Annotated in this window: 12 protein-coding genes and 1 pseudogene; all 13 read left to right on the top strand. The window is 55.8% G+C overall.

The window, feature by feature from the left end:
- Positions 1 to 36 precede the first annotated feature (36 nt).
- Positions 37 to 1,245, top strand: a complete 1,209-nt coding sequence (locus tag N6V40_RS16170) for an amidohydrolase (RefSeq protein ID WP_131090206.1) — start codon at positions 37 to 39, stop codon at positions 1,243 to 1,245.
- A 287-nt stretch (positions 1,246 to 1,532) separates the two neighbouring features.
- Positions 1,533 to 2,621 carry a BMP family lipoprotein gene (locus tag N6V40_RS16165; protein WP_131090205.1) on the top strand — a complete coding sequence of 363 codons (1,089 nt, stop codon included), beginning with the start codon at positions 1,533 to 1,535 and terminating at the stop codon, positions 2,619 to 2,621.
- A 131-nt stretch (positions 2,622 to 2,752) separates the two neighbouring features.
- Positions 2,753 to 4,354, top strand: a complete 1,602-nt coding sequence (locus N6V40_RS16160; RefSeq protein WP_262198226.1) for an ABC transporter ATP-binding protein — start codon at positions 2,753 to 2,755, stop codon at positions 4,352 to 4,354.
- Positions 4,351 to 5,559, top strand: a complete 1,209-nt coding sequence (locus N6V40_RS16155; protein ID WP_315973719.1) for an ABC transporter permease — start codon at positions 4,351 to 4,353, stop codon at positions 5,557 to 5,559. The genes N6V40_RS16160 and N6V40_RS16155 overlap by 4 nt, the downstream gene beginning before the upstream one ends.
- Positions 5,556 to 6,827 (top strand): ABC transporter permease, encoded by a 1,272-nt coding sequence (locus N6V40_RS16150; RefSeq protein WP_262198225.1) that lies wholly within the window; start codon positions 5,556 to 5,558, stop codon positions 6,825 to 6,827. Before N6V40_RS16155 ends, N6V40_RS16150 begins: the two co-directional genes overlap by 4 nt.
- Positions 6,828 to 6,836: 9 nt before the next feature.
- Positions 6,837 to 7,246 (top strand): annotated as a pseudogene (locus N6V40_RS16145) (cytidine deaminase).
- A 41-nt stretch (positions 7,247 to 7,287) separates the two neighbouring features.
- A complete protein-coding gene (locus N6V40_RS16140; RefSeq protein ID WP_262198224.1) occupies positions 7,288 to 8,601 on the top strand; it encodes a thymidine phosphorylase in 1,314 nt (437 codons plus the stop codon).
- Positions 8,602 to 8,839: 238 nt separating this feature from the next.
- Entirely contained in the window at positions 8,840 to 9,514 is a 675-nt protein-coding gene (locus N6V40_RS16135; RefSeq protein ID WP_131090199.1) for a DedA family protein, read from the top strand.
- 91 nt (positions 9,515 to 9,605) lie between these two features.
- Positions 9,606 to 10,811 (top strand): adenosine deaminase, encoded by a 1,206-nt coding sequence (locus N6V40_RS16130; RefSeq protein ID WP_131090198.1) that lies wholly within the window; start codon positions 9,606 to 9,608, stop codon positions 10,809 to 10,811.
- A 110-nt stretch (positions 10,812 to 10,921) separates the two neighbouring features.
- On the top strand, positions 10,922 to 11,620 hold the full coding sequence (locus N6V40_RS16125; protein WP_262198223.1) for a MazG nucleotide pyrophosphohydrolase domain-containing protein: 699 nt from the start codon (positions 10,922 to 10,924) through the stop codon (positions 11,618 to 11,620).
- A 90-nt stretch (positions 11,621 to 11,710) separates the two neighbouring features.
- Positions 11,711 to 12,991 (top strand): phosphopyruvate hydratase, encoded by a 1,281-nt coding sequence (gene eno / locus N6V40_RS16120; RefSeq protein WP_131090197.1) that lies wholly within the window; start codon positions 11,711 to 11,713, stop codon positions 12,989 to 12,991.
- Positions 12,992 to 13,114: 123 nt separating this feature from the next.
- Positions 13,115 to 13,438: a hypothetical protein gene (locus N6V40_RS16115; RefSeq protein ID WP_262198222.1), complete on the top strand. Its 324-nt coding sequence runs from the start codon at positions 13,115 to 13,117 to the stop codon at positions 13,436 to 13,438.
- A gap of 1 nt (position 13,439) precedes the next feature.
- On the top strand, positions 13,440 to 13,964 hold the full coding sequence (locus N6V40_RS16110) for an FtsB family cell division protein (RefSeq protein ID WP_262198221.1): 525 nt from the start codon (positions 13,440 to 13,442) through the stop codon (positions 13,962 to 13,964).
- Positions 13,965 to 13,982 lie beyond the last annotated feature (18 nt).

Raw genomic sequence — 13,982 nt, 5'->3', positions numbered from 1 at the left:
AAATGTTATCTGCGGATGTTGGACGAGTATGTTCGAATGGTGTCCACCGTGAATGAATATGACAATGTTGCCTCCGTCGCCACCTTCACCGTGCCGTTAAACGATCAGCTGATCGACTTTCGGCGTGAATTGCATCGGAACCCGGAGCTGTCGTTCGCGGAGCACCAAACAACAGCCCGGATCATTAAAGCGCTGAGCGCTGCCGGGCTCAACCCGCAAAAAATGGAAGCAACGGGAGCTTTTGTCGACATCGGCGAGGGTCCAATCCGCATTGCCTTCCGCGCAGATATTGATGCGCTACCCGTGGTTGAAGAAACCAATCTTGACTACGCTTCGCTCATTGAGGGAGTGGCCCACGCATGCGGGCATGACATTCACACCACCGTGATGCTCGGCGTTGCCCTGTCGCTGGGCAAGCTGAACGACCAAGGATTGCTCAACGGACGTGTCCGAGTGATCTTCCAGCCAGCCGAGGAGAAACTTCCTGGCGGTGCCTTGTCGGTGATTGAACAAGGATTGCTTGACGAAGTTCCTCGTGTGCTTGCCTTGCACTGTGACCCGAGGATCGATGCTGGCCACATTGGCACCCGTATCGGTGCCATCACTTCGGCCAGCGACACCATTCGTATTGAGGTTAACGGCCGCGGCGGACATACCTCGCGTCCGCATCTGACCGAAGACATCGTTTTTGCTATGAGCCAGATCGCCACCCAGGTTCCCGCAGTGCTGGGGCGCAAGGTCGACGTGCGTTCAGCTGTTTCTGTGGTGTGGGGGCAGATCCACGCAGGCAGCGCGCCAAACGCCATTCCTGCCACCGGCTACTTGGCCGGCACCATGCGCTGCTTGGACGGGGACATTTGGTACGAAGCTGGCGAGCTGTTGGACAACGCTGTACGTCAGGTAGCTGCGCCGTACGGCGTGGAAATCAAGCTGCAGCACACCCGTGGTGTTCCGCCGGTAGTTAACACCCCAGCGGAAACCGCCCTGATTGAAGAAGCTGCGCGCCGCGAATTTGGTGCTGAGGCCATTGAACTGACCCCGCAGTCCATGGGCGGGGAAGATTTTGCCTGGATGACCCAGAAGGTTCCTGGCGCGATGTTGCGCCTAGGTACTCGAACTCCTGGCGGTAAGACCTATGACCTGCATCGTGGAGACTACGTTCCTGATGAATCATGCATTGGTGTAGGCGTGCGTATCATGACTGCGGCCGCCGTGCAGGCCGTCCGAGAGGCTAACGCTAAGTAGTACGTTGGTCACAGTCGGTTCAAAACTTTTTAACAACTCTTTGACAGTTAGTGAATTCTTTTGGTGACTTGGGCGTTGACGTTAAGCGCTTGCCGTTTTGAAGCCACTTAGTTATATGTTTGTAATCTTTATCGTCTTTACCTGTGACATATCTCCGATAGGCTATGGAAACGATGGGTATGCTACGGCATTTGGGGCGCTCGCGTGAGGCTTAGCATGCTGCTAACCGGCACGAGTGGCTGGTGTCTACTTTCCCACACGATCTCGCACCAACTTTGGAGGAACAGATGCGCTTCGTATCGCGCAAGACCGGTATGGCTGCAGCCATGCTCGGCATCTCGGCATTGGCTTTGAGCGCCTGCGGCGCTGCACCGGAAGAGTCCAGCTCAGCTGGCGCAAACGCAGACTACACCGGTTGTATCGTTTCTGACTCCGGTGGATTCGATGACCAGTCCTTCAACGAGTCTTCTTACCGCGGTTTGATGCAGGCCGAAAAGGACCTGGGCATCAAGGTGAAGAAGGCCGAGTCGAAGTCCAACGCTGACTTCTCCACCAACCTCAACGGCATGATGAGCGCCAAGTGCGACCTGACTGTCACCGTGGGCTTCTTGCTGGCAGATGCCACCGCAGATGCTGCGGCAAAGAACCCAGACTCGCACTTCGCTATCGTCGATAACCAGTACGAGAAGCCAATCAAGAACGTCAAGCCAATTATTTACAACACGGCACAGGCAGCTTACCTAGCTGGTTACGCTGCTGCTGCGGCTTCCGAGACCGGCACCGTTGCTACCTTCGGTGGTATGCAGATCCCTACCGTCACCATCTTCATGGACGGCTTTGCTGATGGCGTTGCCAAGTTCAACGAAGACAAGGGCAAGAACGTCAAGCTGCTTGGCTGGGACAAGAAGAAGCAGAACGGTACCTTCTCCGGCGACTTCGAAAAGCAGGATAAGGGCAAGCAGATCACCAAGAACTTCATCTCTGCTGGTGCAGACGTGATCATGCCTGTTGCCGGTCCAGTAGGTAAGGGCGCTGGAGCTGCAGTAGCTGACGCTAACAAGGGCGGCGACAAGACCAAGCTCATCTGGGTTGACTCCGATGGCTACTTGACCGCACCTGACTACAAGGACTACATGCTGACCTCGGTCGTCAAGACCATGGACAAGGCTGTTGAAGATGTCATCAAGGCTGACTCCGAAGACAAGTTCGACGCCACTCCATACGTAGGCACCTTGGAAAACGAAGGTGTCGCACTGGCACCGTTCCACGATTTCGACTCGACTATCGGGGACGACACCAAGAAGGAGATCGAAGCCCTGAAGGCACAGATCATCTCCGGTGACCTCAAGGTCGAATCGGCAGCAAGCCCAAAGTAGGCTTAGGTATCTAATCCATATAGCGCGTCACCCCTTGCCGATACTCGGCGAGTCGGTGACGCGCTTTATGAATGCCTAGAGGCCAAACCGGCCAACTACCTCGCACAACGAACTATGAAGATGGTGGAATCGTGAAACTCGAACTACGGGGAATCTCGAAAGCCTTCGGTTCTTTCTACGCCAACAAGAACATTGACCTCTTGGTTGATGACGCCCAGATTCACTGTCTGCTCGGCGAAAACGGTGCTGGAAAATCCACGCTTATGAACGTGCTCTACGGTCTATACCAACCGACCGAGGGCGAAATCCTGCTTGATGGAAACCCCGTCGAGTTCTCCGGCCCAGGCGACGCCATGGCTGCCGGTATTGGCATGGTGCACCAGCACTTCATGCTCGTGCCGGTATTCACCGTGGCAGAAAATATTGCCCTCGGCTCAGAAACCACCAAAGCTGGCGGCGTGCTAGACCTGCAGGTCACACGAAAGAAGATCCGCGAAATTTCAGACCGCTACGGTTTTGACGTTGATCCGGACGCCATCGTTGAAGATTTGCCAGTGGGCGTTCAACAGCGCGTGGAGATCATCAAGGCATTGGTACGCGAGGCCAAGATCTTAATCCTTGATGAACCAACCGCGGTGCTGACCCCACAGGAAACCGACGAGCTGCTGGAAATCATGCGCCAGCTCAAAGCTAATGGCACGTCCATCGTTTTCATTTCGCACAAGCTACGTGAAGTGCGAGCCGTTTCCGATGTTATTACCGTGATCCGTCGCGGTGAAGTCATCGATTCGGTGTCACCAGAATCCTCCACCACCGAGCTGGCTAACCTGATGGTCGGCCGCTCCGTGGAACTGAACCTGAACAAGTCCGCTGCCACCCCGGGTGAGGCAGTCTTGCAGGTCAAAGACCTCACCGTGATTGATCCGGCGGGCTCCACCACTTTGAACGCAGTAACCTTCGATATCCACGAAGGTGAAATTCTGGCAGTGGCCGGTGTGCAGGGCAACGGACAGACTGAACTGACCGAAGCCATTTTGGGAACCCAAGCGGTGACCGCCGGCTCGGTGAAGTTGGCCGGTGAAGAACTTGTTGGCAAATCGGTAAAGCAGGTTCTGCGCGCAGGCGTCGGTTTTGTTCCCGAAGACCGTTCGGTCCACGGTCTTGTCACCCAGTTCTCCATCGAAGAGAACTTGGTCCTAGATCTTTATGACCGCGCACCTTTTGGCAAGGGCATCTCGATGAACTTGGATGCGATCAAGAAGAACGCAACCCAGCAGATCAAAGACTTTGATGTTCGCACCGACAACGCGCTGAACCCAGCCTCCAGCCTCTCTGGTGGCAACCAGCAAAAGGTTGTCATGGCGCGTGAGCTCAGCCGCGACCTGAAACTATTTATTGCTTCCCAGCCAACCCGTGGCGTGGACGTGGGATCCATCGAGTTCCTGCACCGCCGCATTGTCGCCGAACGCGACAAGGGCACCCCGGTAATGATCGTATCCACCGAGTTGGACGAAGTCATGGAGCTGGCTGACCGCATTGCCGTGCTTTACAAGGGCAAGATCAACGGAATTGTCCCGGGCAATACTTCTCGCGAAGTGCTCGGTTTGATGATGGCCGGAGTTACTGCCGAAGAAGCCGCAGAACAAGCCGAATTCACTAAGTCAGATAATGAGCCCGTGGAAGCAGTACCCACTAGCGAGCGCAGCGAAAACCAGGAAGGAGAAGGCCAGTGAGCGACACAAAATCACCGGTCATTCCCGACTCCGACAAACCGGGCAACGACCTCTTTAAACAAATCACCCAGGGACCGGGACTAGTTTCAGTCCTCGGCGTGATTGTTGCCCTAGTGATCGGCGGTCTGCTGATCGCCGTGACCGATCAGAAGGTTGCCGAGACCGCCGGATACCTCTTCGCCCGGCCTGCCGACTTCTTCGCTGAGGTTTGGCGTGCAGCCACCGAAAGCTACGTGGCACTGTTCAACGGAGCAGTTTACAACTCCACCCAGGGCTTCAAGCCGTTCTTGGAAACCCTCACCGTTTCCACCCCACTGATCTGTGCCGGCCTCGGCGTGGCAGTGGCATTCCGTGCTGGCCTGTTTAACATTGGCGCGCAGGGTCAGATCATCATCGGTTCGGTTTTGGCCGGCTATGTTGGCTTTGCCTGGCACCTTCCAGTTGTTCTGCACCTCTTGCTGGTGATCGTCTTCGGACTGATCGGCGGTGCGATCTGGGGCGGCATCGTTGGTTTGCTTAAGGCCAAGACCGGCGCCCACGAAGTGATCCTCACGATCATGTTCAACTACGTTGCGCTGTATCTGATCGATTATTTGATGAACACTCAGGCGTTCCGTCGGCCAGGCGAAACCAACCCAATTTCTCCGATCTTGGATACCACCGCGACGTTCCCAGCTATTCCAGGTTCACGCCTGCACTTGGGCTTTGTCATGGCCGTGCTGCTGGTGATCCTAGTTTCGTGGATGTTCAAGCGCTCCACCATCGGTTTTGAATTCCGCGCCGTGGGCCACAACCCTGAGGCTGCAAAAACCGCAGGTATCAACGTTGCTCGCAGCACCATCATTGCCATGGCTTTGGCCGGCGCCCTTGCCGGTGCCGCTGGTGTGGCTCAGGTGGCGGGTACCGAAAAGGTACTGACCAACGGTATTGCCGGTTCGCTCGGCTTCGACGCGATTACCGTCGCGTTACTCGGCCGTTCCACCCCGTGGGGCACCTTCTTTGCTGGCCTGCTCTTTGGAGCTTTCCAGGCCGGTGCGGTGAACATGCAGATCACTACCGGTACCCCGATCGACATTGTCTCGGTGGTGCAGTCGCTGATCGTTCTGTTCATCGCCGCTCCACCACTGGTCAAGGCGATCTTCGGTATGAACCGCAAGAAGAAACGCAGCCCTAAGCTCGAAACTACCCAGGCAGGTGCCAAGTGACCTCCTCCACCTTGCAGCCGGCAATCACCGTATTGCCAAGTAAGAAGACCCCGATCATCCTGACGGCGATCGCTGTAATTGTCTTCTTCTGTTTCGGTCTGATGGGCAACAGCCAAAGCGCGCACTTCGCGCTGAACAGCGCCGGCGACGCGTTTAAGCTTCCCGAGCTGGTCTTCCCTGGAAAAGCCAGCAATATTGTTATTGGCCTGCTGCTCATTGCAGCTGCGGTCTACTCATGGTTGCAGCGCAAAAAGAGCAAGACCCTAGCCACCTGGATTATCGCTCTGGCAGCGATCCTCTTTGTCCTAGCCTTCCTCATCTGGGTTGTTGCCGGTGCCGATATCACCACCATCTCGCTGGCAAGTCTGCTGGCCGGTGCTGTGGTGCTGGCGGTCCCACTGGTCTTCGGTTCACTCTCCGGTGTGCTCTGTGAGCGTGCCGGCGTGGTCAACATTGCCATTGAAGGTCAGCTACTGGGTGGTGCATTCACCGCAGCGCTAGTTTCCTCACTGACCAAAAATGCTTTTGCCGGTCTGATCGCAGCCGGTATTGCCGGTGCCTTGGTCTCCTTGATCCTTGCGCTGTTCTCCATCAAATACTTGGTCAACCAGATCATCGTCGGCGTTGTGCTCAACGTTTTGGTTTCCGGTATCACCGGCTTCCTGTTCAACACCGTGATGCAGGAAGATCCAGAGTTGTACAACTCGCCAGCTCACCTTCCAGTGATTGAAATTCCGTTGCTTTCGGCGATCCCAGTGATCGGTCCAATTCTGTTCAAGCAGTCGGTCATCGGTTACCTGATGTACCTTGCGGTCTTCATCGTTTGGTTTGGTTTGTTCAAGACCAAATGGGGTTTGCGCGTGCGTGCCGTGGGCGAACACCCGAAGGCCGCTGACACCCTGGGTATCAAGGTCAACCGCACCCGCTTCTGGAATGTCACCTTGGGTGGCATCGTGGCCGGTATCGGTGGTTCCTTCTTCACCTTGGTCGCCATCGACTCCTTTACCAAGGAAATCTCCGGCGGTCGTGGCTTCATCGCATTGGCCGCAGTCATCTTTGGCCGTTGGAATCCTATTGGTGCATTCCTGGCTGCCTTGCTCTTTGGCTTTGCCGATAACTTGCAGGTCATCTTGACCATCATTGGTACTCCGGTGCCAAGCCAGTTCATGGCCATGATGCCTTACCTCGTGACCATCTTCGCCGTAGCTGGACTGGTGGGACGATCCCGCGGGCCGGCAGCCGCCGGCGAACCCTACGTGAAGGAATAACTGGTACCCATGAATACCAACACCGCGCCGTGGTCGCAGCTTGAAGCTGCCGCCGCGGCCGCGCTGTCTCAGGCCTACGCACCCTACTCCAAGTTCCGGGTAGGGTCCGCGGCTTTGACCAGCGACGGCCGCACAATCTCCGGATGCAACGTCGAAAACGCCGCCTACGGTGTCACCCTGTGCGCCGAATGCGCCATGGTCGGACAGCTCTTTGCTACCGGCGGCGGCACCTTGGAATACTTCGTTTGCTTCGGCCAACTCGAAGAGAACCAACTGGAACTCATCACCCCTGCGGGCGCTGCCGCCAAATCCTCTTTGAACACCGAGGGGCAGATCTAAAGATCAAAACTGCCCGCGGCATCGTGGGGATTGAAGATCTATTGCCTGATGCCTTCGGGCCGCAAAACCTCAACGTGTAACACCGGTTTACCGGTGAACTCCAGAACGAAAGGTGCCAACGATGGCTACCGAAAAATTCAGTGCAGTTGAAGTCATTCGTGCCAAGCGCGACGGCGGAGAACTGAGCAACGAAATGATTGACTGGACCATCGACGCTTATACCCGCGGGGTCATTGCTGAAGAGCAGATGTCCGCGTTGAATATGGCGATCTTTTTCCAGGGCATGAACCGTAGCGAGATTTCCCGCTGGACCACCGCTATGATCAACTCCGGTGAGCGCATGGACTTCTCCACCTTGGCTGATCCTCAGGGCAAAAAACTCGCAACCACCGACAAGCATTCCACCGGCGGCGTGGGAGATAAGATCACCTTGCCGCTAGCGCCATTGGTGGCAAGCTTTGGTGTTGCCGTGCCACAGCTTTCGGGCCGCGGTCTGGGTCATACCGGTGGCACCTTGGACAAGCTTGAAGCGATTCCCGGATGGCGTGCAAACCTATCCAATGAAGAACTCTTCTCCCAGCTTTCCACCGTGGGTGCGGTGATCTGTGCTGCCGGTGCTGGCTTGGCGCCGGCAGATAAGAAGCTCTACGCACTGCGCGACGTCACCGCAACCGTCGAAGCAATCCCACTGATCGCCTCGTCAATCATGAGCAAGAAGATCGCCGAAGGTACCGGCTCTCTCGTTCTGGACGTGAAGGTTGGCTCCGGCGCGTTCATGAAGGACGAATCCATGGCCCGCGAACTCGCCGAGACCATGGTCAACCTTGGCACCGACGCCGGAGTGAACACCGTCGCCTTGCTGACCAATATGGAAACTCCGCTGGGCCTCACCGCAGGTAATGCCATCGAGGTCGAAGAGTCCGTTGAGGTGCTCGCCGGTGGGGGACCAGAAGACGTTATTGAGCTGACCGTTGCCCTGGCTGTCGAAATGCTGGCCGGTGCCGGCATTCACGATGTTGATGTGCGTGCAGCGCTGAACAATGGACAGGCCATGGACAGCTGGCGTGCCATGATCGCAGCTCAAGGTGGAGATCCGGACGCAAAACTGCCAGTAGCTAAGGAATCGCACACCGTCGTAGCTCCGGCCGAAGGTGTACTGATCAAACTTGATGCCATGGACATTGGTTTGGCCGCGTGGACTTTGGGTGCAGGACGTGCCCGCAAGGAAGACAGCGTTCAGGCCGGAGCTGGCGTGCGCATGCACGTGAAGCCCGGAGCCATGGTTCGTCGTGGGGAGCCCATCGCGACCCTGCTGACCGACACACCAGAAAAGATGGCACGTGCTATCGAGCTAGTTGAGCACGCCATCATGATCGGCGCCAAGGACGACCGCCCCGATATGCGTCTGATTATGGATCGTATTGCTGCTAGGTAACTGGCTTGAATCATCGAAGGGTCGAAAAACGTCAAAGACGTTTTTCGGCCCTTCTTTTGCGCATGGGTTGGGAACCATTTTGAGGTACCGAATCGTTGACCCATTAGCTCCTACCTGGGTAGTGGGTAGAAGAAGTCCACATTGACGCAACAGTATGATGCGAACCTGCAGACTCTCGAGCGAAAATGAAGTAGTGGACAACGCTGTAAGCGTTTCGGGAAAGAAGATGTAAGTACGTATGGAACTAGTCAATGAGGCCATTACGCAGGCTGCCAGTGCATGGTGGGTTCTGCCGCTCTTATTTCTGTTCTGCCTTATTGACGCGTTTTTCCCCATCGTTCCCAGCGAATCTTTCCTCGTCTCACTGGCCGTAGTTGGTATCCACTCCGGCACACCTAACCTCATTCTTGTTGGTGTCCTCGGCGCTGCCGGTGCACTGTTGGGGGACCAGATCACCTTTGCGATCGGTCGAAAGATCGGTTCTCGTCGATTTAGCTGGATGCGCGGACGACGTGCTCAACGGGTACTTCACTACGCTGAGAAGAAGTTAGAGACTTCCGGAGCATTGCTGATCTTCACCGCCCGCTACATTCCAGTGGGACGTGTGGCGGTGAACCTCACCGCCGGGGCCACCGGATACAGCCATAAGCGCTTCACGCTCTTTGACACCATCGGGGTGCTGACCTGGGCCACCTACTCGGTGAGCATCGGTGCTCTGGCTGGCAACTGGATGCATGATAATAAGCTGCTCGGCATCGCAATCTCGATTGTGATTGCCGTGGTGCTTGGATTCATCATTGATCGGATTGTCAGTTGGGCGCTTGATCGCTATCACCGGCGTGCTGAGCTGGCCAAGGAGCACCGTGAACAAGTTGAACGTGAGACCGTCCCACCAACCACCGACGAGGGTTAACCTGCAGTATTGAGCAGGGTCACATTGTGGCTCGAAGATCTTTACCTGCTGGAACTGTCAGTTCACGGGAATAGCGACTAGGCTCAGTGGTGTGACTGAAGAATTGATTCATACTGATTATGATCCTGCGTTCGACTTCCGGGATCTGCCTAAAGTTTCGCTACACGACCACCTTGATGGCGGATTGCGACCTCAAACGATCATCGAACTGGCCGCTGAGGTAAACCACAAACTGCCTGAGACCGAAGCTGAAGCTTTGGGCGATTGGTTCCGTGAATCGGCCGACTCCGGCTCTCTGCCACGTTACTTGGAAACTTTCGAGCACACCCTTGCAGTGATGCAGACCAGTGACGCACTGATCCGCGTAGCCCGCGAGTTTGTTGAAGACCTCGCAGAAGACGGCGTGATCTACGGCGAAGTTCGCTACGCACCAGAGCAGCACCTGCGCGAAGGCCTGAGCCTGGATGACGTTGTGGACGCCGTTCAAGAAGGTCTGGACCAAGCCTGTGAAGTGCTGAACGCCCAAGGCCACCCAATGCAGGTTGGTCAAGTACTTAGCGCCATGCGCCAAAGTGATCAGAGCGTGGAAATCGCCAAGCTGGCGCTGCGCCACCGCGGCCACGGGGTTGTCGCCTTTGACATCGCCGGCCCGGAAGATGGCTTCCCGCCATCACGCCTGAAGGAAGCTTTCGACCTGTTGGCCGAAAACCTGTTCCCAACCACCGTTCACGCTGGCGAGGCCGCAGGCCTAGATTCAATCAAGGAAGCAATCTTGATCGGTCGCGCTCAGCGCTTGGGACACGGTGTTCGAGTTGCTGAAGACATCGAAATTGAATTCGGCGCCATCGATGAAAACGGTGAAGAGCTCAGTGATGACACCGGTTTGGTTTCGCTGGGTCCAGTGGCAAACTGGGTACGCGAACGCGGTATCCCACTAGAAATCTGCCCATCGTCTAACCTGCAGACCGGCGCCACCGCCAAGTTCGGTGAGGGTATTCGTAACCACCCGATCGATCTGTTGGTCCAGACTGGTTTTAACGTCACCATCTCACCAGATAACCGACTGATGTCCGGCACCAGCCTGTCCGACGAATTTGAGCTACTGGTCGAAGGCTTCGACTACGACCTCGAAGACCTGTTGGACCTGACGCTCAATGCTGCAGAAGCCGCCTTTGTTCCATTGGAAATGCGTGAGTTGCTTGTTGAATACATCAACGACTACTACGACAATCTGTTGGAAGACGACGACGTGCAGGGCGAATTCGACGAAGACGAATACGAAAACGTCGCCGACTAATAAGCGTCAGTCGCTAGAACGTTGATGCTGAAGGCCAGTTCCTCCTTGATTGGAGGAGCTGGTCTTTTGTTTTGCCTTGGGCGGTGCCAGACTTCGCTAGCATGGTCGTTATGGCGCAGAAGCAGACACCGACGCAACAGTTGATTCAGACGATAAACATCCTGCGTGAAAAATGCGCTTGGACCGCAGCACTGACCCACGAGTCCCTGCGCACCTACCTCATTGAGGAAAGCTACGAGGTTCTTGATGCCATCTCCGAAAACAATCCGGAGCTGCTCAAAGAGGAACTAGGCGATCTTTACTTCCAAGTGTTACTGCATGCACTGATTGAAGACGAGCAGGGCAACTTCGGGATAGAAGACATTTCACAAACACTCAATGAAAAATTGTTGCGTCGAAACCAACATGTTTTTGATGCTGATGGCGAAGTTCGCCATTTCATTACCGATGATGTTGACGAGATTATTCGCGTCTGGGACGCAGCCAAACAAGCCGAGCGACAAGGCAAGCCGAAGGCACGCAAAAACGCTGGCCTCCCTGCTGGATTGCCGTCCCTCACACTGGCCCAAAAGCTACTGGACAGGCATACCAGAGCGGGCTCTGACAAGGTCGATGATCAGTTAGTCAGCCATTCGGTCAGGGAACGAATTACTGATGAAGACACCCTGGCCGCCGAGCTGCTGGCGCTGACGGCAAGGGCAGAAGAACTGGGCCTAGATGCCGAATCTGTTCTGCGCGTAACGCTATCGAAACGCTACGGTTCTGAAATCGACGCCACGATATCGCCTAAATCACCTTCGAAGCGCTAGGCTAGAGACTGGCAAAGGCGCCGACGGTCTTTTCAGCGACTGCTGGCTGACCTTCCTTAGACCACACCTTTCTACAAGGAGCCCATACTCATGGCATTGATTGACGCCATCCACGCGCGCGAAATTCTTGATTCCCGCGGCAACCCAACCGTTGAGGTTGAGGTTCTGCTTTCCGACGGTTCGCACGGCCGTGCAGCAGTTCCATCCGGTGCTTCCACCGGTCAGTTCGAAGCAGTTGAGCGTCGCGACGGTGACAAGGATCGTTACCTGGGCAAGGGTGTTCTCGGAGCAGTAGAGTCCGTCATCGACGAGATCGCTGACGAACTTGAAGGCCTCGACGCAACCGATCAGCGCGCGATCGACCAGGCAATGCTTGAACTGGACGGAACCAGCAACAAGGGCAAGCTTGGCGCAAACGCTATCTTGGGCGTTTCGCTGGCAGTTGCTAACGCAGCAGCAGTGAGCTCCAACCTTCCTCTGTACAAGTACCTGGGCGGCCCGAACGCACACGTACTTCCAGTTCCACTGATGAACATCCTCAACGGTGGCTCCCACGCCGACTCCGATGTGGACATCCAGGAATTCATGATTGTTCCTTTGGGCGCACCAACCTTCTCTGAAGGCCTGCGTTGGGGCGTTGAGGTTTACCACAACCTCAAGTCCGTACTGAAGGAAAAGAACCTGTCCACCGGTCTGGGCGATGAGGGCGGCTTCGCTCCTAACCTGCCAAGCAACCGTGCTGCACTGGAACTGATCACCGAAGCTATCACCCGCGCTGGCTACACCCCAGGTGAGCAGATCGCTTTGGCTTTGGACGTTGCTTCCTCTGAGTTCTTCGAGAACGGTGCATACCAGTTCGAAGGCAAGGCACTGTCCGCTCAGGAGATGAGCGATTACTACGCTGAGCTCGTTGCCGACTTCCCATTGGTTTCCATCGAGGATCCACTGGACGAGAACGACTGGGACGGCTGGAAGACCCTTACCGATGCAATCGGTGACAAGGTTCAGCTGGTTGGTGACGACCTGTTCGTAACCAACCCAGAGCGTCTTGCCGACGGCATTGCCAAGGGCACCGCTAACTCGCTACTGGTGAAGGTCAACCAGATTGGTTCCCTGACCGAAACCATCGACGCTGTCACCATGGCTCAGCGCGCTGGTTACACCACCATCACCTCGCACCGCTCGGGTGAAACCGAAGACGTCACCATCGCTGACATCTGTGTTGCAACCAACGCAGGTCAGATCAAGACCGGTGCACCAGCTCGTTCCGAGCGCGTAGCTAAGTACAACCAGCTGCTGCGCATCGAGGAAGACTTGGGCGCTTCAGCTGTTTACGCTGGACGCAATGCGTTCCCGCGTTTCAACAGCTAATTAACATTTAAAGCGAATAAGCTCGTCGGTAGTGGATACCGGCGAGCTTTTCGTTATTTAATGGATATATGTGCCGTTTCCACGGCAGTACTGTACGAAAGCACGATGGGAAATTGGGGGAGTATGGCACAGCGACCGCCACGCATGCCTCGGCGTAATACTCCGGAACCGGTAGAGCAGTCTGAAAACATTCCTGCTCAGACGCCTGAGGATTCCGGCCTAGATTCAATGGGTGAACCACCCACCGATGCGTTGCACGTAGTTGCTCCTGTGACTCCAGCCAAAAAGCTCCAGCGGTGCCGCGTCCTAAGTCTGCTTCAGGTGCCAGCAACAAGGCGGATTCAACAGCTCCAAAATCTGCACCAAAGCATGAGCAGAGCGAAGATGAAGCGTCAGATGCGTCACCTCGTTCCAAAAATATGCTGGCAACGAGTCATCAAAATCTAAGTTGCCTCTAGTTGAGCGTGCCAAGGAAAAGCAGAACGAACGCCGTCGCGATGACCGGATGAAGTTCTCGGCCGCGGTGCGCCGTAAACCAGGTGAAAAACCTGTCACCAACAAGCCGGTCCCAGAGGGTGAACCGGTAGCAGCACACCGTTTTTCCGGGCGTATCGCTGCTTTGCTTGTGGTCCTGGCCTTCTTCGCTGTGATGCTGGTGCCAACGGTAAATTACTACCGGAAGCAGATGGCTGAACTCAACGAGCTCAACGCTTCCATCGAGTCCCTTGAAGCTCAGCGTGATGACCTTAAAGCCGAAATTGCGCGCTGGGATGATCCGCTGTACATCAAGCAGCAAGCGCGCGAGCGGATAAACTTGGTCATGCCTGGCGAAAAGCTGTACATGGTTGTAGGCGATCGCCCGGAAGATGACGACACCGCAGCTGAGGGCAATGGCAGCACCTTTGAGGTGCGCCAAGAACTTCCTTGGGTTGATGCATTGCTTGACTCGGTACGTCGTTCCGCCACTGACTAACCACTTTGACTGAAGAGA

The organism is Glutamicibacter sp. M10 (assembly GCF_025452055.1).
Classification (GTDB): domain Bacteria; phylum Actinomycetota; class Actinomycetes; order Actinomycetales; family Micrococcaceae; genus Glutamicibacter.
This window is presented reverse-complemented; position numbering and strand designations above follow the sequence as displayed.